Source organism: Roseococcus sp. GW821-FHT12F05 (assembly GCF_058806835.1).
In genome coordinates this window covers 1-25,358 of the sequence record NZ_JBXAQB010000023.1, presented here as the reverse complement: position 1 = coordinate 25,358, position 25,358 = coordinate 1, and the positions used below count along the sequence as shown (strand labels likewise).

Below are 25,358 nucleotides of genomic sequence, written 5' to 3'. Positions count from 1 at the left end.
CTCCGATGCATCATGCTCCGTCGCGTCGCCGCAACCTCATGCAAAGGACCTGGAAGCCTAGGACTCGCGCCGCAGCAGCTTCTCCGCATCGGCCATGGTCCGCACCACCGTGAAGATCCGCCGCGGGAAATGCAGCGCGCAGGCGCGGATCCACAGCGGCAAGCCGGGGTCCGACGAGACGAAGATCGCGTAGCGGCCGGTGTCGCTGGTGTCGGCGATCCTGGCATAGGCGCGGGCGAACTGCGTCATGTCGTCGTGGCTGACGGTGCCGTGATAGATGCGCATGTCGTAGAGCCAGTCGTAGCCCACGGCCTCGGGGTGCTGGTCCATCCAGCCCTGCATCGCGGCCATGAAGGCGGGGCCGTTGGTGCTGATCGCGAAGCGCATCACCAGCCTGCGTCGATCCGCCTGCGGATCGACCCGCATCGTCGCGCCAGCTTCCATACCCCTGCCCCCTCGGCCGATCCGCGGCGCAGGATACATGACCGCGACAGGTTGACCAGGAACCTTCCCATGCCGAAGGATCACGAATGGATCCGAAGGAGCACGCGATGCCCGATCTCTGGCGGTTGGATGCGACGGAAGTGGCGCGGCGCGTCCAATCCCGCGAGATCTCGGCGCGCGAGGTGACCCTCTCCGCGCTCGCACGACTCGACGCGGTGAACCCGCGACTCAACGCCGTCGTGCAGACCATGCCGGAAGAGGCTCTGGCCGCGGCCGATGCGGTGGACCAGGCCATCGCGCGCGGCGAAACGGCCGGGCTTCTGGCCGGCGTACCCGTCACGGTGAAGGTGAACACGGACCAGAAGGGCTTCGCGAGCACCAACGGCCTCAAGCTCCAGGCGGATCATCGCGCGACGGAGGACAGCCCCGTCGTCTCGAATCTCCGCAAGGCCGGCGCCGTCATCATCGGACGGACCAACACGCCGGCCTTCTCGCTGCGCTGGTTCACCTCGAACGACATCCATGGCGAGACGTACAACCCGCGGGACAAGGGGCTCACGCCCGGCGGCTCCTCGGGCGGCGCGGCCTCGGCCACGGCGGCGGGCATCGGCGCGATCGGTCACGGCACGGATATCGGCGGCTCGGTGCGCTACCCGGCCTATGCCTGCGGCATCCACGGGCTGCGGCCCACGCTCGGGCGCATCCCCGCCTGGAATCCGAGCCTGCCCGACCGGGACATCGGCCCGCAGCTCATGGCGGTCAGCGGCCCCCTGGCGCGGACCATCCCCGACCTGCGGCTCGCGCTCGCGGCGATGAGCGCGCGCGACGTGCGCGACCCCTGGTGGGTGCCGGCGCCGCTGGAGGGCCCGCCGGCGCCGAAGCGCGCGGCGCTCTGCGTGGCGCCCGAGGGAATGAAGGTCGCGCCGCCGGTCGCCGCGGCCCTGCGCGACGCGGCCGCGCGGCTGCTCGCCGCCGGCTGGGAGGTCGAGGAGGTCGCCGAGGTGCCGCCGCTGCGCGAACCCGCGCGGCTGCAGGCGCAGCTCTGGCTCGCGATGCTGCCGCGCGGCGGAATGGCGATGGCGGAGCGCGAGGGCGAGGCGGCCTCGCTCGCGATCTTCGGCCACATGACCGCGCTGAGCCAGCAACCCAGCCTCATCGAGTTCCAGGACGCGCTGACGGCGCGGATGGGCTTCCTCCGCGCCTGGATGCTGTTCTTCGAGCGCTACCCGGTGGTGATCGTCCCTGTTTCGGGCGAGCTCCCCTTCGCCAACCACGCCGACCAGGGCGGCGCCGAGGCTTTTTCCGCGATCATCGAGGCGCAGCTGGTGCAGGTCGGCCTGCCGCTGATGGGCCTGCCGGGGCTGACCGTCTCGACGGGGATGGTGGGCAAGGCGCCGGTGGGCGTGCAGCTCCTCGGCGGTCGCTACCGCGAGGACCTGCTGCTCGCGGCGGGCGAGGACATCGCGGCGGGAGGCGCGCCCCCCTCGCCCATCGACCCGGACTGGGATTAGAGAAGACCATGCGCGCCCTCCTGCTCCTGCCGTTGCTTCTCGCCGCCTGCGCGGTCCCGCCCTCCGGCGGAACGCTCGGCTGCGACGGGCGCATCCAGGTGCGCAACGCGGCTCCGGTCGCGGTCGAGCAGCTCTATGTCAGCACGGCCGGGCCGTCTGACTGGGGGCGCGACTATCTGGCGCCGGGCATCCTGCCCACGGGCGGGACGCAGTCCGTCGTGGTGCGGCCGGGGATCAACGCCGTGCGCGTGGTCTTCGTGAACGGCCGAGCGGCCGAGATGGCCGGGATGGACGTCTGCGCCAATCCCACCCTGATCGTGCAGCCGAACGGTCTCCAGGCCAGCCGCTGAGCCGGCACGCCATTCCGATCGGCCAATCACGCGAGGTGATCCGTGACGAGCTCCCGCCTCGCCCCAGGCATGCAACCCTAAGGCGAGTTCAGGCTCGCCATCCCCGAGGATCGAAGACTGAGATCGTCTTAAATTAGAGATAAGACGCGAAGATTTATTTTTATATCTTGCTTATCCCCAAAAATACCCGCATAGCATGGGCCCAGCGGCGAGGCCTGCCCCGAACAGGATCTTCGGCAGCCATGCCGGGCTTGGATTGTCAAAATTTCGACGATTGTCGTATTTCGGAACATCCGAAGCGCGCCACTCCTCGAAGCCCGCACTCCAGGCCGGACCGACCGAGCGGAGCGTTTCGAAGATGCGTGGCACCCTGCCCCTGATCCTTGCCGGAACCTGCCTGGCGATCCTGCCGCTGATGGGTCCGGCCGGCCACGCGCTGCCGACCACCGTCGCCCGGCTGCCGGTCTGCATCGCGGCGGATGCCGGCGCCCTCACCCAGACGCGCGACTGGCTCGGCAGCCTGCGGGGCTGGGGCGACAGCCCGGCGGTGCTGGCCTATCGGAACATAGTAGCCCGCAGCAAGGGCAAGGCCGGCCCCGCGAGCTGCGCGCGCTGAGCGCGACTCGCCCATCCCGAAACGAAAAACGGGGCCTCGCGGCCCCGTTTTCATGTCCCGTGCCGGAAGGCCCTCAGGCTTTGCGCGCCAGCGTCGGAATCTCTTCCCGCAGGCGGAAGCGCAGCGCCGACCAGGTGGCGTCCAGCGCGACCTGCGTCACCGGCAGCAGCCCGGCCTGGGTCAGCGGCTCCCAGCCATGGTCGCGGTCAAGGTCGGAGCGGACGGGGCCGTTCTTCTTCGGATAGGCGAACCACAGCCGCCCACCGACCCCGTAGAGATCCAGCGCGCGCGCTGCGACGCGGCCCAGCGAGGCGCGGTCCGACGCGAAGGCCAGGATCAGTTCCGGCTCGGAGGCCGAGGTGGCCGGCAGGCCGTGCTTGAGCCCGGCCGGCGGTTCGAGGACGGAGCACACCATGCCGGGCTTGAAGCCGAGCTTGCGGGGAATGGTGGCTTGGATGGCAGCGTCAATCAGCGGTCACTCCGGCGGCTCTAGCCACCGGCCCCCAAATGGAATCCTGCGCGCGGATCGTAGCCGCGAGTTCTGTCCGCGTCCCCCCGATGGGTTCCGCGGAGAGCGCCCGCAATCTCCGAACCACCGCGGCGTCGCGCGCCACCGCAATGGCTGCTTCCTCGAGCTTGACCAGGACGGAATCAGCCAGTCCGCGCGGCCCCATCAGCGCGAGCCAGGTCTCGGCTTCGTAGCCGGCGACCGTCTCCGCCACTGTCGGGGTCTCGGGCAGAAGGGCCGACCGAACGCGGGATGTCACGGCCAGCAATCTGACCCGCCCTTCCCGCACCAGTGGCAATCCGATGACAGCAGACTCCACATAGACCTGGACACCCCCGTCGAGCAATTCCGGAAGTGCGCCGGCGATCCCCCGGAAATGCACGAAGTCGCATCGGGCACCCACCGATCTGATGAGCAATTCCAGCGCCAGGTGCTGCGCCGTGCCCGCGCCCGGAGTGCCGCAAGTGCTTGGTCTGGTTTTCAAAACCTCGATCAGCTCGGCGATGGTGCGCACCCCCTGGCCGGGCCCGCCGAGCACGAGCAGAGGCAAGCTCGCGAAGCGGCTTATGGGGGTCAGGTCTGCTTGTGGGTCATAGCCCAGCTGGCGCGACAGGTGGCGGTTCAGGATCATCGTCGTCGCGGTCACGACGCCGAGCGTGTTGCCGTCGGGTGTCGCGCGCGCCAGCTCCTCGCCGGCGACGTTGCCGCGGGCGCCGGTTCGGTTCTCGACGTTCACGGGGCGGAAGAGGCGCTGGCTCAGCCCCTCGGCGAAGACGCGCGAGATCCGGTCCACGCCGCTGCCTGGCGGCAGGCCGACCAGCAGGCGGATCGGCTCGCGCTCGTCAACCCGAGGGGCCGCGCCAGGGAATGTCGCGGGACCGGGCATGGCGGAGCCGGCCTGCGCGAGGGCAACCGTGGCCGAGAGCGCGAGGCTCAGCACGCAGCCGATCAGCAGGTGGAGGCGAAGCAGCGTCACGAGGCTTTCCTGCCGGAGAGAAACCTCCGGTTCTGATTGGGTTGGCACAGTCACGTCACATATGGGCCGGGTCAATGTAGAATTTGACGGGGTCGGCACCGAAGGCCTTGCGCCGGGGTCTTCGCGCACCGAATTGCGAGTTATTCGCAATGAGCAGAAGCACTTCCGGCGCACCCGCGTCGGATTGACGCAACTGCGAAGGCACGCCTAGAAAAGCTCCGCAAATCAGCCATGGCTGGAGTTCATCCGAGATGAAGGCGCTGAGCGCATGAGTGACCCGCGCGAGGCCGGCATGATCGGCCGCCGCACGGACGGCAAGATCGTTCGCCGCCCGCTCTCCCCGCATCTGCAGGCCTACGACATGATGCAGATGACGAGCTTCACCTCGATCATGCATCGCATCACGGGCTGCGGCTGGGCCGCCGGCACCCTGCTGCTGGCCTGGTGGCTCATGGCCGCCGCCACCGGCGAGGTCGCCTTCGCCCGCGTGCAGTGGTTCATGTCCTCCTTCCTGGGCATCCTGATCCTCTTCGGGCTGACCGCGGCCGCCTGGTACCACACGCTGGCCGGCCTCCGGCACCTGGCCTGGGACGCGGGCTTCGGCTTCGAGATCCCGACCGTCTACAGGACCGGCCGCGCGGTGCTGATCGGCACGGGCGTGCTGACGGTGCTGACCTGGCTCCTCGCCATCGCATTCTGGGGCTGAGCGCCATGGCCGAAAACTCCTCCCACGCCATGCGCACCCCGCTCGGGCGGGTCCGCGGCCTCGGCTCGGCCAAGGCCGGCACGCACCACTGGTGGATGCAGCGCGTCACCTCGATCGCGCTGCTGCCGCTGACGATCTGGTTCGTGCTGAGCATGATCGGCCTCGCCGGCACCACCTATCTGGAGACGCTGCTCTGGATCGCGACGCCGCTGAACGCGGTCCTGCTGATCGCGCTCATCCTGCTGACCTTCCACCACATGGCGGCGGGTTTGCAGGTCGTCATCGAGGACTATGTGCGCAACGAGTTCCAGCGCATCGCGGCGCTGCTCGTCGTGAAGGCTGCCTGCGCCATCCTCGCGCTGGCCTGCGGCTTCTCGGTGCTGCGCATCGCCTTTGCGCTGTGAGTTCACGGCGGCCTCGCGCCGCCATTTCTGAGGCCGGCATGTTCCGGCGGGTCATTTGGGGCGCGAGGGCCATTGCCGACGCGCCAGAGAGCGGATCGGGTCGATGAACGCCATCAGCAAGCCCTCCTTCGGCGCCTATCGCGTCGTGGACCACACCTACGACGTTGTCGTCGTCGGCGCCGGCGGCGCGGGGCTGCGCGCCACCTTCGGCATGGGCGCAGCCGGCCTCAAGACGGCCTGCATCACCAAGGTGTTTCCCACGCGCTCGCACACGGTCGCGGCCCAGGGCGGCGTCGGCGCGGCGCTCGGCAACATGGGCGAGGACGATTGGCGCTGGCACATGTACGACACCGTGAAGGGGTCGGACTGGCTCGGCGACCAGGACGCCATCGAGTACATGTGCCGCGAGGCGGTGCCGGCCATCATCGAGCTCGAGCACTACGGCGTGCCCTTCTCCCGCACCGAGGACGGCCGCATCTACCAGCGTCCCTTCGGCGGCCACATGCAGGACTACGGCAAGACGCCGGCCATGCGCGCCTGCGCCGCGGCCGACCGCACCGGCCATGCGATCCTGCACACGCTCTACCAGCAGTCGCTGAAGGCCAATTGCGAGTTCTTCGTCGAGTACATCGCGCTCGACCTCATCATGGACGACGAGGGCGTCTGCCGCGGCGTCACGGCCTGGAACCTCGAGGACGGCACGATCCACCGCTTCCGCGCGCAGAGCGTGGTGATGGCGACGGGCGGCTACGGCCGCGCCTATTTCTCCTGCACCTCCGCGCACACCTGCACGGGCGATGGCGGCGGCATGGTCCTGCGCGCCGGCCTGCCGCTGCAGGACAACGAGTTCGTGCAGTTCCACCCGACCGGCATCTACGGCTCCGGCTGCCTCGTCACCGAAGGCGCGCGCGGCGAGGGCGGCTACCTCACCAATTCCGAGGGCGAGCGCTTCATGGAGCGCTACGCCCCGACCGCGAAGGACCTGGCGTCGCGCGACGTCGTGTCGCGCGCGATGTCCATGGAGATCCGCGAGGGCCGCGGCGTCGGCCCGCTCAAGGACCACATCTACCTGCATCTGGAGCATCTCGGCGCGGCCCTGCTGCACGAGCGCCTGCCCGGCATCTCCGAGACGGCAAAAATCTTCGCCGGCGTGGACGTGACGAAGGAGCCGATCCCGATGCTGCCCACCGTCCACTACAACATGGGCGGCATTCCCACGAACATCCACACCGAGGTGCTACGCCCCACGGCGCAGGACCAGGACGCCATCGTCCCCGGCCTCATGGCCGTCGGCGAGGCCGCCTGCGTCTCGGTGCACGGCGCGAACCGTCTCGGCACCAACTCGCTGCTCGACCTCGTGGTCTTCGGCCGCGCCGCCGCGCTGCGCGCCGCCGAGGTGCTGAAGCCCGGCGCTAGCCAGCCGCCGCTGCCCCCCAAGGCCGGCGAGAACGCGCTCGACCGCCTCGACCGCGTGCGCAACGCCAAGGGCGGCACCAGCGTCTCCGACCTGCGGCTGAACATGCAGCGCACCATGCAGAACCACGCGGCCGTCTTCCGCACCTCCGAGCTGCTGAAGGAGGGCGTGCAGAAGATGGACAAGATCGCCGCCGGCTATGACGACGTGCGTGTCGCCGACCGCTCGCTGATCTGGAACAGCGACCTCGTCGAGGCGCTGGAGCTCGACAACCTGCTCGGCAACGCGCTGACGACGATCCATGGCGCCGAGGCGCGCCACGAGAGCCGCGGCGCCCATGCCCAGGAGGACTACCCCGACCGCGACGACGTGAACTGGATGAAGCACACGCTCGCCTGGGTGAACGACAAGCGCGAGGTCAGGCTCGACTATCGCGACGTGAAGATGCGGACGCTGACCAACGAGGTCCAGGTGTTTCCGCCCAAGCCGCGGGTGTACTAGGGCATGGCGCGCTTCGCGGATCCTGCCCTAGCCGTCGTTGAGAGACCGATTCACGGCTTCGGTCGCAAGCAACCTCAGCCGATCGGGCTCTGAATCATGGCAACCTTCACCCTCCCCAAGAACTCGACGATCCAGGGCGGCAAGACCTTCAAGGCCGAGCCCGGCGCGAAGAAGGTCAAGACCTTCAAGATCTACCGCTGGGATCCGGACGAAGACGCGAACCCGCGCACCGACAACTTCGAGATCGACCTCGACAAGTGCGGCCCGATGGTCCTGGACGCGCTCATCAAGATCAAGAACGAGGTCGACACGACGCTGACCTTCCGGCGCTCCTGCCGCGAGGGCATCTGCGGCTCCTGCGCGATGAATATCGACGGGCTGAACACGCTGGCCTGCCTCAAGCCCATCGACGAGGTGAAGGGCGACGTCCGCATCTCGCCGCTGCCGCACATGCCCGTGGTGAAGGACCTGGTGCCCGACCTGAGCCAGGTCTACGCGCAGTACCGGAGCATCGAGCCCTGGCTGAAGGCCGAGACCCCCCCGCCGCCGGACGAGGAGCGCCGCCAGTCCAAGGAGGAGCGCGCCAAGCTCGACGGCATGTGGGAGTGCATCCTGTGCTTCTGCTGCTCGACCTCCTGCCCGAGCTACTGGTGGAACGGCGACCGTTACCTGGGCCCGGCGATCCTGCTGGCCGCCTATCGCTGGATCGCGGACAGCCGCGACGAATCGACCGGCGAGCGGCTGGACGACCTGGAGGATCCCTTCCGGCTCTACCGCTGCCACACGATCATGAACTGCACGCGGACCTGCCCGAAGGGGCTGAACCCGGCGGAAGCGATCGGCAAGATCAAGACCTTGATGGTCACGAGGCAGGGTTAAACCCTGCCTCCCTCAGAGGCCGGGCGCGCGCTTGGCTTCGCCGCGCCACTGATGCTCCAGGCCGTATAGCCAGTTGGGCGGCGCCGGCCGCAGTCGCGGCCGGATTTGGTTGGGCGCCGCGAGTTCTCCACAGCCATTTCCTGCAGCGATCTTGCCCGACTCCGGGGTCGGGCCCATTCATTCCGGGATGCTGCATCTCATCAAGCTCTCCGTCGGCTCGAAGGATGTCGCGGGCCTGCAGGCCTGGCAGGCGGAGCGCGCGATCACGCATGCGCCGCTGCGGCATCGCACCCGCAACCGGCCCAAGCGGCGTGACGACATCCTGGACGGCGGCAGCATCTACTGGGTGATCGCGGGCTTTCTCCAGGCGCGCCAGCGGATCGTGGACATCATCGAGGACACGATGGAGGACGGCACGGCCTGCGCCGGCATCGTGCTCGATCCGGTGCTGGTCCCGGTGGCGGCCCGATCGGTGAAGGCGTTCCAGGGCTGGCGCTATCTCGACCCTGAGGCCGCGCCGCCGGATCTGGCAGACCACAGCACGGCCCCCGGCATCGAAGCCCTCCCCCCTAGTCTTCGGGCCGCGCTGCGCGAGGCCAGGCTCATCTGAGGCCTGCCGGCCTCAGCCCGTTCCGACGAGCAGGAAGGCCGCGAAGCCCGCGCCGAGGGCGCAGACAGTCGCTGCGACCAGCGGAAGCCAGAAGGCGACGGGCCCCGCGGGAATGGCCAGGGCCAGGCGGCCCAGCGCGTTGGCGCATAGCGCCGCCAGGACCGCCCGCCCGATCATCTGTTCCGCAAGGCCCTGATCGAAGAGACGAAGGGCGCTCAGCACGGCGACGTCGACATCGAAGGTCCCGGACAGCGCTGAGGTCGCCAGCAGGCTTCCGCCGCCGAACTGGCCGACCAGCGCCGCGCTGGCGGTCGAGACGATCGCGAAGAGCAGCGCAAACAGCAGCAGCCCTCCCAGAGCGAAGGGATTGCGCGACGGCGACGACGTTTCCTCACCACGGCCGTGGAAAAGCAGCAGGAGTCCGAAAAGCGCGAAGGTGCACGCGGCCGCAAGCGCCGCTGGCGCCATCGCCGGCAGGACGCGCGGCTGCAGAATCGTGACGATCGCCGTGACCCGAAGGATCGAGACCATGGCGGCCAGCGCGGCCGCGCCGGCGAGCGACCGGACATTGGCGCTCTGGTGGGCCGTCCGGGCGAAGGCCAGGGTCACCGCTGTCGAGGAGACCAGGGCCCCCGCGAGCGCGCTGACCAGCAGCCCGCGGGCGGGCCCGAGGACACGCACGGCGACGTAGCCCGCGAAGGATATCGCCGCCGTCAGCACCGTGAAGAACCAGATCTCCCAGGGGTTCAGCCCGCCCCAGGGATCGATGGTGCGGTTCGGCAGGAGCGGCAGGACGATGGCCGTCATGACCGCGAGCACGATGGCCGATCGCAGCTCGATCCATGTGACCTGCCGCAGCACCCCGTGCATCGCCTCGCGGCTGGCGAGCAGGGCGGCCAGCGCGGCCCCGCTCGCCGCCGCGACGCGGGTGTCCCCGGCCACGGCGAGGCCTCCGAGGGCGAAGACGCAGATCGCGGCGACGGTGCCGGTGACGCTGAAGTTCCGGTCGTGCCGGCCTTCCTGGAACTTGAACCAGCCGAACACCAGGGCGAAGCCGAGCAGCCCCGCGACGAAGATGGACGGCGCCGCGAAGGCCTGGGCCAGCGCTGCCAGCACGCCGCCGAGCAGGCCGGAGATGCCATAGGTGCGGATGCCCGCGGTCCGGCTCCCGGGCGGCTCATCGCGCTCGCGCCAGCCCCGCTCGAGACCGACCAGCAGGCCGATCGCGAGCGCCAACCCGAGTCGGAGCAGAAGGCTGTCCATGATCAAGGATATATAGTGACGTCAGGGGTCTGGGGATCGACACGATCCCCAGCGGGGGTTCGGGGGCAGAGCCCCCGCCTTACGTCTTCTCCCCGAGATCCCAATACATCCCGGCAAAGGCCAGCAGCCCTTCCCGTGCCGGCCCCGGCAGCAGGTGCTCGTCCGGCCCGTGCTGCTTGCAGCCGTTGTAGCTGTGCGGCACCCAGACCAGCGGCACGTTCAGGTGATCGACGAAGACGTCGCCCGGCAGGCCGCCCGAGGAGTTCGGGATGACCTGCACATGCTTGCCCAGCGACTTCTCCAAGCTCTCGCGCGCCCAGACGACCCAGGGGTGTGAGGGCGAGGTGCGCGAGGCCGGCATGCGCGTGAAGGCGTTCTCGATCTTCACGTTCTGCAGGCCGTGCGCGTCGAGGTGCTTGCGCAGCGAGTCCGCGAAGGTGTCGGGATCGCTGTCGACGGTGTAGCGGATCTGGCAATGCGCGCGGGCCTCGGGCGCCACGGCATTCACCGGCCCCTCGGGCTGTCCGCTGATCATCGCCAGGATGATGAGGCTGTTCCAGCCGTAGATCTTCTCGGCTGCCGTCAGGCCGGGCTCGCCCCAGTCCGGGTCGATCGTCGCCGCCTCGCCGCCGCCGCCGACCTCGCAGCCCTGCAGCACGCCGCGGACGTCGGCGGGGACGCCGTTGCGAGGCAGCCAGTCGCGCACGAGGATCTTGCCGTTGCGGTCCATCATGGTGCCGATGGCATGGGCCAGGATCACGGCCGGATCGGTGGTGAGTCCGCCCCAATGGCCGGAATGCACGCCGCCGTCGCGCAGCTTCACCACGAGGTCGAAGTGAAAGGTGCCGCGCGTGCCGGTGGCGATGGTCGGCACTTCCGGCATGACGCGAGGGCCGTCGCTGGCGATGAGCGCATCGGCGGCGAGCGCTCGGGCGTTCTGGGCGACGAACTCGCGCAGCCCGCGGCTGCCGCGCTCCTCGGCCATCTCAAGGACGAGCTTGACGTTGGCGTTCAGCTTGCCGCCGCGCGCGGCCAGCGTGGCCTCCAGCGCCATGAGGTTGATGACGTGCTGGCCCTTGTTGTCGGCCGTGCCGCGGCCGTACCACTTGCCGTCGCGCTCGATGAGCTCCCAGGGCTTGAGGCCCTCGCTCCACTGGTCGTCCAGGCCGCGCACCGTGTCGCCATGGCCGTAGAGCAGCACGGTCGGGCGCGCGGGATCCTCGATGCGCTCGGCGGTCAGGATGGGGCCGAAGCCCGCCAGCGGGTTGGGATGGAGGGTGACCGAGGTGAAGCCGAGGCTCTCGACCCAGGGCTTGATGGCCTGCTCCAGATACCGCGCCAGATAGGGCTCATAGGCCGGATCCTGCGCAGTCGAGGGAATGGCGACGAAATCCGAGAGCCGCGCCTTCAGCTGCCCCTCGTCAAACATCGCGGCGGCGCGCGCGAGGGCGTCGGCCCGGGTACCTGTCTCAATTGTCATCTCAATACTGCCTTTTCGGACCGGTCCGGGACCACAAATTGCCGTGCCCAACGGCATACGTCCATGGGTCAGGGCGAGTGTTCCGCGCGCCAGCGCAACCATTGCGCGATCTCCACCAGCCGGCGCGGAGCCATGCTCGGCCCGGTGAGCCGCAAGCCGACCTCCGGCGCGCCCTCCTGCACCGGCAGCGTGAGGCGGAGGTCGAGCACGTCGCGCGGCAGGTCGATCTGGCCGGAGAGGCCCAGCACCAGCCCCGCATCGCCGGTCAGCGCCGCATCGTCGATGGTGACGGTGCCGGCGGCCAGGGAGAGGCTCGCCGCGCCGCGCTCGACCGGGGTGGCGCCGCCGCGCAGGGCCGCGCGCAGCGCCGCCTCCGCCGCGCGCAGGTCGCCGAGGCCGAGCGCGCCGGCGGCCGCCACGCCGTCCAGCCCCTGCACCACGCCGTCGCGCAGCGTGAGCCGCGCGGCGCCGCTCAGCCCGGCGACCAGCGAGGCCGGCGCATTGCCCGTGCTGGCCAGCCGGAACTCGCCCGAGAGCCGGCCGGCGCCGATATCCACAGGGCGGCCGGACAACGGGCCGGAGAGCACCACGTCGGTGAAGCTGCCTTCAGCCGAAAGCCGCAGCGCCGGGCCGCGCTCCAGCCGCGCCGTGCCGGCCAGCGTGCCGCCGGCGAGGCTGCCGCGCAGGTCCTCCAGCCGCAGCGACGCCGCGTCGGCCCGGAGATTGGCCGAGGCCTGCTCGATCGCCGGCAGGTCCATGGGCTCGATGCGCTCGGCCGTCAGCGCGACGTCCAGGTTGAGGTCGGGCCAGGTGCCGAGGTCCAGGTTGCGCCAGTCTGGCAGCGGCAGGCGCTCCATGGCGAGGCGGCCGGTCACCGCCCGGCGCCCTTCGGCCGGCGCGACGGCGAGTTGGCCGCGGCCGCGCAGCCCGCCCGCGACGAGCTCGAAGCTCTCGGCGCTCCAGGCCTCGGGACGCCCGGCCAGGTTGGCGATGAGCGAGAAGGAGCCCTCGCCGATCCAGGCCGGCGGCGCGCGCTCCAGCAGCGTGCCGATCATGCGGGCGGCGCCCGGGTGGCGGACGGTCACGGTGCCCTGCGCGCGGCCCTGCGGCTCGTCGAGCGTGGCCTGGGCCTCGATGCGCGCCTCGGCGAGGTCGCTCTCCAGCCGGACGGCGAGCGCGTCCATCGGGCCGGCGCCGGTGGCCCGCAGCCGGAGCGGCAGGGCGGCCAGGCTCGACCGCTCCAGCCCGAGGCGGGCGAGCAGCGGGCCGGCCACGCCCTCGGCCTCCAGGCTGAGGTCGCTCACGCGCCCGGCGGCCAGCGTGCCGGCCAGCGTCACGTCCAGGCCGAGATGGCGGCCGGCGAGGCGGCGCAGCAGCAGCCGCCCGTTCTCGGCGGCGCCGTCCACGGTCAGCTTGTCCCAGACGGAGCCGCCCAGGGCGAGCCGGCCGAAGCCGAGGCGGAGCTGGTAGTCGGCGTCCGTGCCCGCCTCGCGCAGGGAGGTCAGGAGCTGGCCGGGCGTGACGGCGGTCTCCAGCGTGTCGAACTCCAGCCCGAGCGCGAGGCTCGGCCGGGCCTGCTGGCGCCAGACGAAGCCGCCGGTGGCGCGCGTCGCGCCCAGCCGCGCCGTGAGGTCGGTCGCGGTGAACTGCTGGCCCTCCCAGGAGAGGCGGAGCTGGCCTTCGGAGCCGCCGATGGGCAGCGGCCAGCGGGCCGGCAGGCCCATCGCCTCGGCGAGCTGCTCGGGCCGGGCCGAGCGCCAGCGCAGCGCCACGTCCAGCCGCGGCCCGGCGCTGGCACCCGAGAGCTCCAGCGTGGTCTCGCCGGGAAGCTCGGCCGAGACGTCGCTCAGCGTCAGCCGCTCGCCCTGCAGGAAGGCGCCGGCGCGCAGCTTGCGCAGGCGGAGCGGGCCGAGCGTGGCGCCCTCGGCGGAGAGGTCGAGCGAGACGGGCACCGCCTGCGGCCCGGCGCCGCGCAGCGCCATGAGCCAGGGCTCCACCTCGAGGCGCGGCGTCGACAGCGTCAGGTCGAAGCGCGGCTCGCGCCCCAGCCGCAGCAGCGCCGAGCCGCGCACCGCCTGCCCGCCGACCTCCAGCGCCAGCTGCCGTGCGGTCAGCGCCTCGGCGCCGGCGAGCAGGGTGGAAGTCGCGCGGAAGGGACCCGGCGGCGCGGGGATCACCGCGGCGAGGTCGGGACCGGCGATTTCCAACCGTCCTTCGAAGCCGCCCTCGGCCAGCAGGGCGCCGCGGGCCTGGAGGTTCACCCCGGCATGGCTCGCCGAGACGTCCAGCGGCGCGATGCCGTCGTCGCCGGCGCGGCCGAGCGTGGCCTGGAAGCGCACGGGACGGCCGCGCCAGACCAGCGCGCCCTCGGCCGTCAGCGCCTCGGAGGGGTTGCCGGCCGTGAGGCGCGCGGAGACGCCCTCCATGACCGCATCGCCGATGGAAATGCGGCTGTCCTCCAGCCGCGCATCGAGCGCGGTCAGGCGCGGCAGCGGCGCGAGGCCGGGCAGCGCCGTCGGCGGCCAGGGCAGCCGGATGTCGGCACCGACCAGTGCCAGCTCGCGCACCTCGATGCGGCCCAGCAGCAGCGCGCCGAGGTCGAGCCGCAGCCGCAGCGCGCGGGCCGACATGCGGACGTCATCAGCAGTCTGGCCGATGACGATCTGCGACGCCTGCAGCCGGGGCTGGGGCAGCAACTCCAGCGTGACGGGGCCTTCGAGCCAGACGGGCCGGCCCAGCCGCTCGGAGGCGATGGCGGCGATGGTGCCGCGATGGCGGTCCCAGTCGAGGTATTTGGGAAGCAGGTAAGCCGCCACCGCCGCCAGGGCGGCAAGCCCCGCGAGAAGCGCGAGGATGACCCCGCGCGCGGTGGCGGCTCGGCTCAACTTTCTCCCCAGCCGCCGCCGCCGGGCGTCTCGACGACGAGAATGTCGCCGGGCGCCAGGTCGGCCTTGCCCGCATTGCCGGGGATGACGTCGCGCGTGCCGTCGGCGCGGTCGACCCATTGGCGCCCGGGGGCGCCGTTCGCGCCGCCATGCAGGCCATGCGGCGCGACGTTGCGGCGCGAGGCGACGACCACCGCCTGCATCGGGCGCAGGAAGCGGATGCGGCGGCGCGAGCCGTCGCCGCCATGCCATTTCCCGGCGCCACCCGAGCCGCGGCGGATCGAGAACTCCTCGAGGCGCACGGGATAGCGCATCTCCAGGATCTCGGGGTCGGTCATGCGGGTGTTGGTCATGTGGGTCTGCACGGCGCTGGTGCCGTTGAAGCCCGGGCCCGCGCCCGTGCCGCCGCAGATCGTCTCGTAATACTGGTAGGTGTCGTCGCCGAAGAGCGAGTTGTTCATGGTGGACTGCGCAGCGGCGCAGGCGTCGAGCGCAGCCAGCAGCGCGTTGCAGGTCACCTGGCTGACCTCGGTGTTGCCGGCGACCACGGCACGGCCCGGCGTCGGGCTCAGGAAGCTCGCGGGCGGGACGATGATCTCCAGCGGCTTGAGGCAGCCGTCGTTGAGCGGGATGTCCTCGCCGACCAGCGTGCGGAAGCAGTAGAGCACCACCGCCCGGCAGACGGCGGCCGGGGCGTTGAAGTTGTCGGGGCGCTCGGGGCCGGTGCCGGTGAAGTCGATGACCGCCTTGCGGTTCGCCTGATCCACGCGCACGGCGACGACGAGCGGCGTGCCGTCATCGGTGACGGTCTCGAAGCGGCCGTCCTTCAGCGTGGAGAGGACGCGGCGCACGCTCTCCTCGGCATTGTCCATCACATGGCCCATATAGGCGCGAACGACGCCGAGGCCGAACTCGCGCACGGCCCGGCGCAGCTCCTGCACGCCCATCTCGTTGGCGGCGACCTGGGCCTTCACGTCGGCCACGTTCACGTCCGGGCTGCGCGCGGGATAGCGGGCGGAAGCCAGCAGGGCCCGGAACTCGGCTTCCCGGAAATGGCCGGCATCGACGAGCAGGAAGTCGTCGATGACGACGCCCTCCTCCTCCAGCGTGGCGGAGCCCGGCGGCGTGGAGCCCGGCGTGAGCCCGCCGATGTCGGCGTGATGCCCACGCGATCCCACGAAGAAGAGAATTTCCTCGCCGGCCTCGTCGAAGACGGGCGTGATCACCGTCACGTCGGGCAGGTGCGTGCCGCCATTGTAGGGATTGTTCAGCGCGACCACGTCGCCCGGCCGCAGCGTCTTGCCGCGCGAGCGGATCACCGTGCGCACGCTCTCGCCCATCGCGCCGAGATGCACCGGCACGTGCGGCGCATTGGCCACGAGCTGGCCCGTCGCGTCGAAGATGGCGCAGGAGAAGTCGAGCCGCTCCTTGATGTTCACGGAAAGGCTGGTGTTCTGCAGCACCACCCCGGTCTGCTCGGCGATGGACATGAAGAGGCTGTTGAACAGTTCCAGCATCACCGGGTCGACGCGGCCCGTCTCGGCCAGCCGCGCAGCGGCGCGCGCCTCGATGCGGTGGAGCACGAGGTGGTTCAGCGGCGTGACGCGCGCCTCCCAGCCGGGCTCGACCACGGTGGTCGCGATGGCCTCGCGGATCAGGGCCGGGCCGCGAATGGCGTCGCCGGCCAGCAGCGCCTCGCGGTCATGGACCGGCGCGTCATGCGCGGCGCCCTGGGCGAAAAGCGTCACGCGGTCGAGCAGCGGGATGGCCTCGCCGGCGGGGCGATCGGCCAGCTTCTCCTCCTGTACGGATTCGCCGGGCATGGTGACCTCGGCCAGCGCGGCCTCGACCACCACCTGGCGCTCGGGCGTGGCGAAGCCGAAGCGCGCGCGATGCGCCTCGGTGAATTCACGCAGCACGTCGTGATAGGCGCCGAACGCCACCGGCAGGAAGGAATCCGTGCCGGCGTAGCGCAGGTGCAGCCGGTGCTCGGCCTTGAGCTTCTCGGCCGCCGCGCCCTGGCGGACCAGCTCGGTCCGGCCGGCGGATTCCAGCTCGGCGAGGCGCGCTTCCAGCACCTCCATGCCCTCGGGCGCGAGGGGCTTTTCCACCGCCGCTTCGCGGATCACCGCCTGGTCGGCGAGGCCCATGCCATAGGCGCTCAGCACGCCGGCGAAGGGGTGGATGAAGACCGTCTCCATGCCGAGCTCGTCGGCCACCAGGCAGGCATGCTGCCCGCCGGCGCCGCCGAAACAGGCCAGCGCGTATTTCGTGACGTCGTAGCCGCGCTGCAGACTCACCTGCTTGATGGCATGGGCCATGTTGGAGACGGCGATCCGCAGAAAGCCCTCGGCGACCTCCTCGGGCGAAGGCTTCGTGTCCGTGGATGCCGCGATCTCGGCGGCCAGCGCAGCGAATTTCTCGCGCACGATCTCCACGTCGAGCGGCTGGTCGCCGTTCGGCCCGAAGATCGCGGGAAAATGCTTCGGCTGGATCTTGCCCGCCATCACGTTCGCGTCGGTGACGGTCAGCGGCCCGCCGCGACGGTAGCAGGCCGGGCCCGGCACCGCGCCCGCGCTTTCCGGCCCCACGCGGTAGCGCGCGCCGTCAAACTTCAGGATGGATCCGCCACCGGCCGCGACCGTGTTGATCGCCATCATCGGCGCGCGCATGCGCACGCCGGCCACCACCGTCTCGAAGGCGCGCTCGAAGGCGCCGGCATAGAGCGCCACGTCGGTCGAGGTACCGCCCATGTCGAAGCCGATGATCCGGTCGTAGCCGGCCATGGCCGCCGTCCGCGCCGCGCCGACGATGCCGCCGGCCGGGCCGGACAGGATCGCATCCTTGCCCTGGAAGCTGTTGGCCTCGGCCAGGCCGCCGGAGGACTGCATGAAGTAGAGCTTGATTTGCTGCCCGGCCGATTCACGCTCTCCGCCTTCGGCGTCGATCGATCGGACAGGGCCGGCCAGCTCCGACGCCACCTGCCGGACATAGCGGCCCAGGATCGGCGAGAGGTAGGCGTCCACAACGGTCGTGTCGCCGCGCGGCACGATGCGCGGCAGCGGGCTCGCCTTGTGGGACAGGCTGATCTGCGGGAAGCCGATCTCCCCGGCGATGGCGCCCAGCCGCAGCTCATGCGCCGGATGCGCCCAGGCATGCATCAGCACGATCGCGACGGCGCGGATTCCGTCGTCGTAGGCGGATTGCAGGGCCTTGCGCGCCGCGTCCTCGTCCAGCGGCTCGATCCCGGTGCCGTCCACCGTCACGCGGCCGCCGATCTCGGCGACCCGCTCGTGCAGCAGCTCCGGCAGCTTCACCTCGAGATCGAAGAGCCGCGGCCGCGCCTGGTTGCCGATGCGCAGCATGTCGGCGAAGCCCACCGGCACCAGCAGCAGCACGCGCTCGCCCTTGCGCTCCAGCAGGGCGTTGGTGGCCACCGTCGTGCCCATCTTCACGGCCTCGACCAGCCCCTCGGGCAGGGGCGCGCCCGCCTCCAGCCCCAGCACCTGGCGGATGCCGGCCACCGCGGCATCCTTGTAGCGTTCGGGGTTCTCGGAGAGCAGCTTGGCGGTGGAGAGCGATCCGTCCGGGTGCCGGGCCACCACATCGGTGAAGGTGCCGCCGCGATCGATCCAGAACTGCCAAGTCCCAACGCTCATTCGAAAACTCCTCGATTGCCGTCCGCTTTGCAGGCCCGGGGCGTGGCGCGCAAGGGGGTCGGCGTGTTACTTCCCTGCGGAGGCAAAGGGATTGGCTTTGGGCTTCTGGGGCAAGATCATCGGGGGGATCGCGGGCTTCGCGACGGGCGGGCCCGTCGGCGCGCTCATGGGGGCCGTGGCGGGGCATGCCGCTGACAGCGCCACGCGGCTCGGCCCCAACGCCGCGAACATGGCGGCGATGCTGGGCTCGCGCGAGCAGCTCTTCGCCATCTCGGTGGTCGTGCTCTCGGCCAAGCTCGCGAAATGCGACGGGCCGGTGGTCCGCGCCGAGATCGACGCCTTCAAGCGCATGTTCCGCATCCCCCCGCAGAACATGAAGGATGTGGCCGAGCTCTTCGACGAGGCCCGGCAGACGGCCGAGGATTTCGAGCCCTTCGCCGACCGCCTCGGCGAGGCCTTCGCCGCCGAGAAGCCCATGCTGGAGGACGTGCTGGGCGCGCTCTTCCAGATCGCCCGGGCCGACGGCCCCCTGACCCGCGGCGAGGTGCGCTTCCTGCAGCGGGTGCAGACGGGCTTCGGGCTCCACGCGCAGGAGTGGGAGCGCGCCCGCGACGGCCAGGCGCGGCCGGGCGCCCGCGCCAACGAGATGCCGGGCGTGGATGCCTATGCCGTGCTCGGCCTTCCCAAGGACGCGACGGACGAGCAGGTCCGCGCCGCCTGGCGCAAGTTGATGCGCGAGAACCACCCGGACGCCATGGCCTCGCGCGGGGCGCCGCAGGACCTGATCCAGCGGGCCACGGGCAAGGTGGCCGAGATCAACAATGCCTGGGATCGGATCAAGCGGGAGCGCAAGCTGTGAGCAGCGCGCGGCCGATCCCACGCCGTTTGGCCAACCCCCTTCGCAAGCGAAGGGGTGGGGATCGGATCAAGCGCGAGCGCAAGCTGTGAGCAGCGCGCGGCCGATCCCACGCCGTTTGGCCAACCCCCTTCGCAAGCGAAGGGGTGGGGACCGGATCAAGCGCGAGCGCAAGCTTTGAGCCTTGATGTCACGGAGCTTCCTTCCCCCAATGTCGACGAGCGCCCGCCGGGCGCGGTCATCGACACGCTGATCCTGCACTACACCGGCATGACGTCCGGCCGGGAGGCCATCGCCCGGCTGCGCGACCCGGAGGCGGTGGTCTCCTCGCACTACGTCGTCGAGGAGGACGGGCAGGTCTTCCGCCTGGTTCCCGAGGCCCTGCGCGCCCGGCACGCCGGAATCTCATATTGGCGCGGGCGGGAGGCGCTGAACGACGTCTCCATCGGCATCGAGATCGTCAATCCCGGCCATGAATGGGGCTACCGCCACTTCCCGGCGCTGCAGATGGCGGCGGTGGCCGACCTCTGCCTGGAGATCCTGGGCCGCCATCCCATCCCCGCCCGCAACGTGATCGGCCACAGCGACGTGGCGCCCGACCGCAAGCAGGATCCGGGCGAGCTCTTCGACTGGCAGGGGCTGGCCGAGAACGGCATCGGCATCTGGCCCGCCATGGACGGGCCGGCGGAGGGCGATCCGCGGGAGCTGCTCGGCCGCATCGGCTACCGCACCGACCTGGAACTGCCCGTGCTGGTCACCGCCTTCCAGCGCCACTGGCGGCCCGAGCGCGTCGACGGCCTGGCCGATGCCGGCACGCTGGCGCGGATGCAGGGCGTGCTCGCCGCCATCGGATGACGCCCCGGGACATCGCCGCGCTGTGCCGGGACGATCCGGGAATGCGCGCGGCGCTGGAGGCGGTGGCGGCGCAGGGGCCGCCTGGGGCCTGGATCGGCGCGGGATTTCTGCGGAATGCGGTCTGGGACGTGCTGCATGGGCGACGGCCGGATATGGCCGGGCTCGCCGACCTGGACGTGGTGTTCCACGACGCCGCGGAAACCGACCCTCAGGCCGACGCGGCCTGGGAGGCCCGGCTGCGCAGGGTGCTGCGCCTGCCCTGGTCCGTCACCAACCAGGCGCGCATGCACAGCCGCAACGGCCACGCGCCCTATGCCGATGTCGCCGACGCCATCGCGCATTTGCCCGAGACCGCCACCGCCGTCGCCGCCCGGATGGAAAGCGGCGGGGTCGCGCTGCTGGCGCCGCACGGCTGGGACGACCTGCTCGGGATGGTGGTGCGGCCCACGCCGGCCTTCGCCGCGCGGCCGGAGGTCGTGGCACGGCGCGCCGCCGAGAAGGGCTGGCTCACACGCTGGCCGAGCCTGAGCGTGTGAGGCCGGCATCCTTGCTGGACCGCGCCATGCCAGGTGGCCGTGGGAGGGGCCCCCTGCCGCCCCGCAAGCGCGGCGGCCAGGGCGGCCCCAGGCTTCAGTTGCTCGCCTGACGCTGCACCACCGCCCCGTGCTGAGCCGCCGTGCCCGCGGCGATGACGAGATAGCGCCGCTCGGTCCGGGCGCCGTCCTGCACGATCTGGCGGATCGGGCCGACCGCGTTGACGATGGCCGAGCCCGCCGGATTCGCCATGAAGGCGGAAAGCGGCTCCAGCGTGCCCGTGCCATCCGGATGGCTCGACAGTGCGAGCACGTAGGGCTTCCCGGGCTCGAGGCCGGTGACGGACGCCTGCAGGACCTGGATGAGCCCCTGGTCGAACAGCGAGACGCTGGTCGGCGTCCTGTCGCCGGCCCGGGTGTTCCCGGCCCGCGTCAGCGTGAGGTGCGCCGTCTGGCCGGCAACGCCGAGCGGCTGGAGATGGGCCGTGCCGTCGCCTTCCGGCACCGCGCCCGGCACGTAGTTGACGGCCTGCGGCGCCTGTCCGATCGGAATGGTCGCGATCACCCGGTTGCTCAGCGTGTCGATGGCGGCCAGTGCATCCGCATTCTCGAGGCCGACATAGACTCGCGATCCGTCGCCCGAAGGCCAGATGCCGTGCGGCAGGTTGCCGACGGGAATGGTCGCGACCTGCGAGAAATCGTCGGTGCGGAACACCCGGATCTCGTTCAGCCCGCCGACCGTCACATAGGCGAAGGTGCCGTTGGCGTTGCGGGCGAAGTTGACGTGGTTGGTGATCGGGCCGGTGTCGATGGTCCTCAGGAGGTTGAAGGGCGGCCGGGCGTTGAAGACCTGGGTCCGGCCCACGTCCTTCAGGGTGAACCACACCTGCCCGCCGTCCGGCGTCGCCGCGATGTTCGGGCAGAAGGGGCTTTCCTGCGGCACATGGCCGACGATCCGGTGGTCGGCAACGGACACCACTACCGTCTCGGGGGTAAAGGACGAGCAGACGTAGCCGTACCGGCCGTCCGGCGAGAAGATCTGCATGCCGGGGCCGTTCGGCACTCTGATCCGCGTCTTCTCCTCATAGGTCTGCCCGTCGAGCACGGCGACGTAGTCCTCGCCGCGCACGGTCACCCAGACCTCGCTTCCGTCGGGCGTGAAGAAGGCCTCGTGCGGCGAACGGCCGACATAGGTCGTGTGCTTCACCTGGTTGGTCGCCGTGTCGATGAAGGTCACGGAGTTCGAGCCGATCGAGACCACGGCGAGGGTCCGGTGGTCGGGCGAGAAGCCCATGCCGTGGACCAGCACCTGGCCTCTGTAGAGCGGGCTGAAATTGCCGGGCTGCGGGTCGCCGAGCCGGATCACGCCGACGAGCGTGTTGGTCGCGGGATCGGTGACCGAGACGGTGTTGGAGAACTGCTCGGCGGCATAGACCCGATCCTGGCCGCTCAGCAGGATATCCGGTGCGGAGGCGGCGAAGGGCGCCTGCCCGGCGAAGGCCGGCATCGAGCAGGCCAGGAAGCTGGTCGCCAGCAGGCTGGCGAGAACGCGACTCTTCATGGATGGGATTCCTGTCTCAGTTTGCGGCGGGCGGCATCGACATGGCGTCGTGCAGCGTCGCGGAATGGTGGTGGCTGGCCGCCGCAGCGGGCGCCGGCATCCCGCTCGCCGCAGTTCCGGGCTGCGTCGGCGCCGGCGCGGAAGGCGGCAGCGGCTGGCCGAGCGCCAGCCGCATCGCGACGATCTCCTGCTGCTGCTCGACGATGATTTCCTGCGCGATGCGCCGGATCTGCTCGTTCCTGCCGTAGCGCAGGACGGCGCGCGCCATGTCGATGGCGCCCTGGTGGTGCGGAACCATCATGGCGACGAAATCGGCATCGACGTCGCCCGTCGGCATCACGTCCATGTCCGCCATCATCCGGTCCATGGCGGCGCTGTTCTCGGCGAGGAAGGGGGCTTCCTCGACAGTCTGCGCCGGCGGCGCGCCAGGGGGCATGTCCTGCGCCCGCGCGCCCGTCGCTCCGGCCATCGCGGCCGCGGCGAAAAGGACCATCATTCCAACGCGCGGAAATTGTCGATATCGCATGGTACGGCTCCTTCAGGCGGCAACGGCGCCTTCAGAAGGCTGTCAGTTCGAAGGACGGCGGGTTTGCTTGTTTGTGCCTCGGTTCGAGATGCTGGAGGGGAGGCGCGAACCCTCCCGGGAGGGCTCGCGCCTCCCCGGACCCACCCCGACAAAGGCCGGGCAATCCTTAGCTTCGCGTCGGAAGATGATGCCGGGCGGCCTGTAAGCCGGGTTCTGTCTTGGCCCGAAAGCCATGGACGACCATTCCTCTGGGACCCGCGTCACCGCGGGCCTCGCGCGGCCAACCCGGAGGACGGGGCGGAAATGCCCCTGCTTGCGCTGCCCTCCCTATTCGGCCTTGCTCCCGGTGGGGTTTACCGTGCCGCCGCCATTGCTGGAAGCGCGGTGGGCTCTTACCCCACCGTTTCACCCTGACCGCCCGCACCCCGGCCGAAGCCGAAGCTGGGGCGGCGGTCTGTTCTCTGTGGCACTTTCCCTAGGCTTACGCCCGCCGGCCATTGGCCGGCACCGTATTTCCGTGGAGCCCGGACTTTCCTCCAGCCCGGCGATCGCTCGCCAGACCAGCGGCCGTCCAGCCGCCCGGCATCACGCGCTTCCTGCGCCATCCGCCCGTCCTTGGTCAAGCGGCGCCATGTTGCCGGATTGCAACAGCGCGCGGAGAAGTGACAGACCATGAAGGTAAGGTTTGAGCGAACCCTCCTAAACGACTGGAAAAACACGACAACATCAGTCGTTCCCGGTTTGATCCTGCGTCGTTATCCCTTGATTACCCATATTCCCCCATCTAAAACCACTCCCAGCCCAGGACAGATGGACACGCTCGGGGGGGCGAGCCGTTTGGAAAGGGCTGGTCGGGCGAGCCGGCAGGGTTCCGGGGGGGATCTTGCCGGCCGCTGCTCCCGCCCCGAGCGGAGCAGCCGGCACTCCCCCTGTGGCGCATTGAGCAGGGGCATCCGACGGCACGATGACCCAATTCCGGGGCAAGTTCATCAACGGGTTGGACAAGAAGGGCCGCTGCAGCGTTCCGGCCCTGTTCCGCACCCGGCTTGCCGGAGAGGGCCTCGTCCTGCGCCGTTCCACCCGCCACCCCTGCATCGAGGCCTGGCCCGCCTCCGCCTTCGATGTCGCCCTCACCTCCAAGAACCCGCTCGACGAGCCGGACGAGGACGAGGATTTCCGCGCCTATGCCCTTTATTCCGACACGGTGGACATCACGCCGGACCCGGACGGCCGCATGATCCTGCCGAGTGAGCTCATCACCTTCGCCGGCCTTAGCGACAGCGTGGCCTTCCTCGGCCGCATGGAATGCATCGAGCTCTGGGAGCCCGCGGCCGCCGAGGCGCAGATCGAGAAGGCCCGCCAGGCCCTCGCCGAGAAAGCCCGCGCCCGCGCCGCCGGGGGGACGGTCCAATGACCGGCCACATCCCCGTCCTGCTGAACGAGGTCCTGGAATACCTGGCCCCCCACGCGGGCGAAAACATCCTCGACGGCACCTTCGGCGGCGGCGGCTATGCCCGCGCCATCCTCGAGGCCGCCCCCTGCACCGTCTGGGCCATGGACCGCGACCCCGAGGCCATCGCCCGCGGCGCCGCGCTGGCGGCCGCCCATCCCGGCCGGCTGCACCTCATCGAGGGCCGCTTCGGCGACATGCTGGCCCATCTCTCGGCCGCCGGCGTCACCGCGCTGGACGGCGTGGTGCTCGACCTCGGCGTCTCCAGCTTCCAGATCGACACGCCCGAGCGCGGCTTCTCCTTCCGCTTCGACGGGCCGCTCGACATGCGCATGGGCCGCACCGGCCCGAGCGCCGCCGACCTCGTGAACACCCTGCCCGAGGCCGAGCTCGCCGACCTCATCTGGGAGCTGGGCGAGGAGCGGCATTCCCGCCGCGTCGCCCGCGCCATCGTGCGCGATCGCGCCGAAGCCCCCTTCGAGACCACGCTGCGCCTCGCCGAGACCATCCGCCGTGCCGTCCCCCGCGACCCCTCCGGCATCCACGGCGCGACCCGCAGCTTCCAGGCGCTGCGCATCCGCGTGAACGACGAGCTCGGCGAGATCGAGCGCGCGCTGGAGCAGGCGCTCGGCCTGCTGGCGCCCGGCGGCCGAATCGTTGTCGTATCGTTTCACTCGCTGGAGGACCGGATCGTGAAGCGCGCCTTCCAGAAGGCCGCCGGCCGCACGCCAGGGGCGTCACGGCACGACCCGGGCGCGCTGCTCGCGCCGCGCGCCGAGACGGAATTCGCCCTGCTCACACCACGTTCCGTCCGTCCGGGCGCCACCGAGGCCGCCGAAAATCCGCGTGCTCGCTCCGCCCATCTCCGCGCCCTGCTCCGCAAGCCCGAAAGCCGCGCCGCATGATCCATCCGCTGACCCTCGTGACCTTCGCGGCTTTCCTCGGTGCCGGCCTCTACGTCTTCCAGACCAAGGAGGAGGTGGCCAAGCTCGACCGCGAGCTGCGCGGCGTGACCCGCGAGATCGAGGGCGAGCGCTCGCGGACCCAGACGCTCTCGGCGGAATGGGCGCGGCTGAACGACCAGGACCGGCTGCGCAGCATGGTGACGAGCTACCTGCGCGACATGCAGCCGATGGAGCCCTCGCAGTTCCAGCGGCTGGACGACGCGCAGCGCCGCATGCCGCAGGCGCTGGCGTTCGTGCCGGAGCCCACCGGCTTCCGCCGCCGCGCCGACGCGCCCTCCGCCCCGGGCGAGGTGCTGGTCTTCACCGCCGCGACGATGCTGGCGGAGGCGGAGCCCCGCCGCGCCGCGCCGGCGCAGCGCGTCGTGCCGGCGCCCGCGCCTGCCGTGGTCGCGGCCGCGGCGGCGAC

The 25,358-nt window shown here is 70.8% G+C and carries 23 protein-coding genes and 1 other RNA gene; 14 read left to right on the top strand and 10 right to left on the bottom strand.

From position 1 onward, the window contains the following. Positions 1-57: 57 nt before the first annotated feature. Positions 58-426, bottom strand: a complete 369-nt coding sequence (locus AC1ROY_RS32450) for a hypothetical protein (RefSeq protein ID WP_493153091.1) — start codon at positions 424-426, stop codon at positions 58-60. A 125-nt stretch (positions 427-551) separates the two neighbouring features. On the opposite strand from AC1ROY_RS32450, the gene AC1ROY_RS32445 reads away from it, so the two are divergent. The 3 genes from AC1ROY_RS32445 to AC1ROY_RS32435 all read left to right on the top strand — a co-directional run bounded on the left by AC1ROY_RS32445 (position 552) and on the right by AC1ROY_RS32435 (position 2,921). Then, positions 552-1,955, top strand: coding sequence for an amidase family protein (locus AC1ROY_RS32445; protein WP_493153090.1), 1,404 nt, complete (start codon positions 552-554; stop codon positions 1,953-1,955). An 8-nt stretch (positions 1,956-1,963) separates the two neighbouring features. After that, positions 1,964-2,305, top strand: a complete 342-nt coding sequence (locus AC1ROY_RS32440) for a hypothetical protein (RefSeq protein WP_493153089.1) — start codon at positions 1,964-1,966, stop codon at positions 2,303-2,305. Positions 2,306-2,663: 358 nt separating this feature from the next. Then, positions 2,664-2,921: a hypothetical protein gene (locus AC1ROY_RS32435; protein ID WP_493153088.1), complete on the top strand. Its 258-nt coding sequence runs from the start codon at positions 2,664-2,666 to the stop codon at positions 2,919-2,921. Between the two features lie 73 nt (positions 2,922-2,994). On the opposite strand, the gene AC1ROY_RS32430 is transcribed toward AC1ROY_RS32435, so the two are convergent. Both AC1ROY_RS32430 and AC1ROY_RS32425 read right to left on the bottom strand, forming a co-directional pair. Further along, complete coding sequence (locus tag AC1ROY_RS32430; RefSeq protein ID WP_213672230.1) at positions 2,995-3,336, bottom strand: hypothetical protein; 342 nt, start codon at positions 3,334-3,336, stop codon at positions 2,995-2,997. 49 nt (positions 3,337-3,385) lie between these two features. Beyond that, entirely contained in the window at positions 3,386-4,405 is a 1,020-nt protein-coding gene (locus tag AC1ROY_RS32425) for a Bug family tripartite tricarboxylate transporter substrate binding protein (RefSeq protein ID WP_493153087.1), read from the bottom strand. A 268-nt stretch (positions 4,406-4,673) separates the two neighbouring features. Between AC1ROY_RS32425 and sdhC the strand changes: the two genes are divergently transcribed. The 5 genes from sdhC to AC1ROY_RS32400 all read left to right on the top strand — a co-directional run bounded on the left by sdhC (position 4,674) and on the right by AC1ROY_RS32400 (position 8,919). Continuing rightward, complete coding sequence (gene sdhC / locus AC1ROY_RS32420) at positions 4,674-5,111, top strand: succinate dehydrogenase, cytochrome b556 subunit (protein ID WP_493153086.1); 438 nt, start codon at positions 4,674-4,676, stop codon at positions 5,109-5,111. 5 nt (positions 5,112-5,116) lie between these two features. Continuing rightward, on the top strand, positions 5,117-5,515 hold the full coding sequence (sdhD, locus tag AC1ROY_RS32415; protein WP_493153085.1) for a succinate dehydrogenase, hydrophobic membrane anchor protein: 399 nt from the start codon (positions 5,117-5,119) through the stop codon (positions 5,513-5,515). A 103-nt stretch (positions 5,516-5,618) separates the two neighbouring features. Beyond that, entirely contained in the window at positions 5,619-7,430 is a 1,812-nt protein-coding gene (gene sdhA / locus AC1ROY_RS32410; protein ID WP_493153084.1) for a succinate dehydrogenase flavoprotein subunit, read from the top strand. A gap of 96 nt (positions 7,431-7,526) precedes the next feature. Next, positions 7,527-8,309, top strand: a complete 783-nt coding sequence (locus AC1ROY_RS32405; protein ID WP_493153083.1) for a succinate dehydrogenase iron-sulfur subunit — start codon at positions 7,527-7,529, stop codon at positions 8,307-8,309. A gap of 187 nt (positions 8,310-8,496) precedes the next feature. Next, complete coding sequence (locus AC1ROY_RS32400; protein ID WP_493153082.1) at positions 8,497-8,919, top strand: DUF1489 family protein; 423 nt, start codon at positions 8,497-8,499, stop codon at positions 8,917-8,919. A gap of 12 nt (positions 8,920-8,931) precedes the next feature. Here the strand turns inward: AC1ROY_RS32400 and AC1ROY_RS32395 are convergent, their stop codons facing one another. From AC1ROY_RS32395 to AC1ROY_RS32380, 4 genes are all read right to left on the bottom strand, one after another. Continuing rightward, a complete protein-coding gene (locus AC1ROY_RS32395; protein ID WP_493153081.1) occupies positions 8,932-10,182 on the bottom strand; it encodes an MgtC/SapB family protein in 1,251 nt (416 codons plus the stop codon). Between the two features lie 79 nt (positions 10,183-10,261). Continuing rightward, a complete protein-coding gene (locus AC1ROY_RS32390; RefSeq protein ID WP_493153080.1) occupies positions 10,262-11,662 on the bottom strand; it encodes a M20/M25/M40 family metallo-hydrolase in 1,401 nt (466 codons plus the stop codon). A 68-nt stretch (positions 11,663-11,730) separates the two neighbouring features. Then, positions 11,731-14,547 (bottom strand): AsmA family protein, encoded by a 2,817-nt coding sequence (locus tag AC1ROY_RS32385; protein WP_493153079.1) that lies wholly within the window; start codon positions 14,545-14,547, stop codon positions 11,731-11,733. Further along, on the bottom strand, positions 14,544-18,206 hold the full coding sequence (locus AC1ROY_RS32380; RefSeq protein WP_493153078.1) for a hydantoinase B/oxoprolinase family protein: 3,663 nt from the start codon (positions 18,204-18,206) through the stop codon (positions 14,544-14,546). The genes AC1ROY_RS32385 and AC1ROY_RS32380 overlap by 4 nt, the downstream gene beginning before the upstream one ends. 97 nt (positions 18,207-18,303) lie before the next feature. On the opposite strand from AC1ROY_RS32380, the gene AC1ROY_RS32375 reads away from it, so the two are divergent. From AC1ROY_RS32375 to AC1ROY_RS32365, 3 genes are all read left to right on the top strand, one after another. Next, on the top strand, positions 18,304-19,065 hold the full coding sequence (locus AC1ROY_RS32375; protein ID WP_493153129.1) for a TerB family tellurite resistance protein: 762 nt from the start codon (positions 18,304-18,306) through the stop codon (positions 19,063-19,065). Between the two features lie 174 nt (positions 19,066-19,239). Then, positions 19,240-19,917 carry an N-acetylmuramoyl-L-alanine amidase gene (locus AC1ROY_RS32370; RefSeq protein WP_493153077.1) on the top strand — a complete coding sequence of 226 codons (678 nt, stop codon included), beginning with the start codon at positions 19,240-19,242 and terminating at the stop codon, positions 19,915-19,917. After that, positions 19,914-20,453, top strand: coding sequence for a nucleotidyltransferase family protein (locus tag AC1ROY_RS32365; RefSeq protein ID WP_493153076.1), 540 nt, complete (start codon positions 19,914-19,916; stop codon positions 20,451-20,453). The genes AC1ROY_RS32370 and AC1ROY_RS32365 overlap by 4 nt, the downstream gene beginning before the upstream one ends. A 94-nt stretch (positions 20,454-20,547) precedes the next feature. Here the strand turns inward: AC1ROY_RS32365 and AC1ROY_RS32360 are convergent, their stop codons facing one another. From AC1ROY_RS32360 to rnpB, 3 genes are all read right to left on the bottom strand, one after another. Continuing rightward, positions 20,548-22,011, bottom strand: coding sequence for a YncE family protein (locus AC1ROY_RS32360; protein ID WP_493153075.1), 1,464 nt, complete (start codon positions 22,009-22,011; stop codon positions 20,548-20,550). Positions 22,012-22,027: 16 nt separating this feature from the next. Beyond that, positions 22,028-22,507 (bottom strand): DUF305 domain-containing protein, encoded by a 480-nt coding sequence (locus AC1ROY_RS32355; RefSeq protein WP_493153074.1) that lies wholly within the window; start codon positions 22,505-22,507, stop codon positions 22,028-22,030. A 216-nt stretch (positions 22,508-22,723) separates the two neighbouring features. After that, an RNA gene (gene rnpB, locus AC1ROY_RS32350) (RNase P RNA component class A) lies at positions 22,724-23,120 on the bottom strand. 381 nt (positions 23,121-23,501) lie between these two features. Between rnpB and AC1ROY_RS32345 the strand changes: the two genes are divergently transcribed. From AC1ROY_RS32345 to ftsL, 3 genes are all read left to right on the top strand, one after another. After that, positions 23,502-23,951, top strand: a complete 450-nt coding sequence (locus AC1ROY_RS32345) for a division/cell wall cluster transcriptional repressor MraZ (protein WP_493153073.1) — start codon at positions 23,502-23,504, stop codon at positions 23,949-23,951. Next, a complete protein-coding gene (gene rsmH / locus AC1ROY_RS32340; protein ID WP_493153072.1) occupies positions 23,948-24,892 on the top strand; it encodes a 16S rRNA (cytosine(1402)-N(4))-methyltransferase RsmH in 945 nt (314 codons plus the stop codon). Before AC1ROY_RS32345 ends, rsmH begins: the two co-directional genes overlap by 4 nt. Then, positions 24,889-25,358, top strand: a 470-nt coding sequence (gene ftsL / locus AC1ROY_RS32335) for a cell division protein FtsL (protein WP_493153071.1), incomplete at its 3' end; no start/stop codon positions are given. The genes rsmH and ftsL, both read left to right, overlap by 4 nt.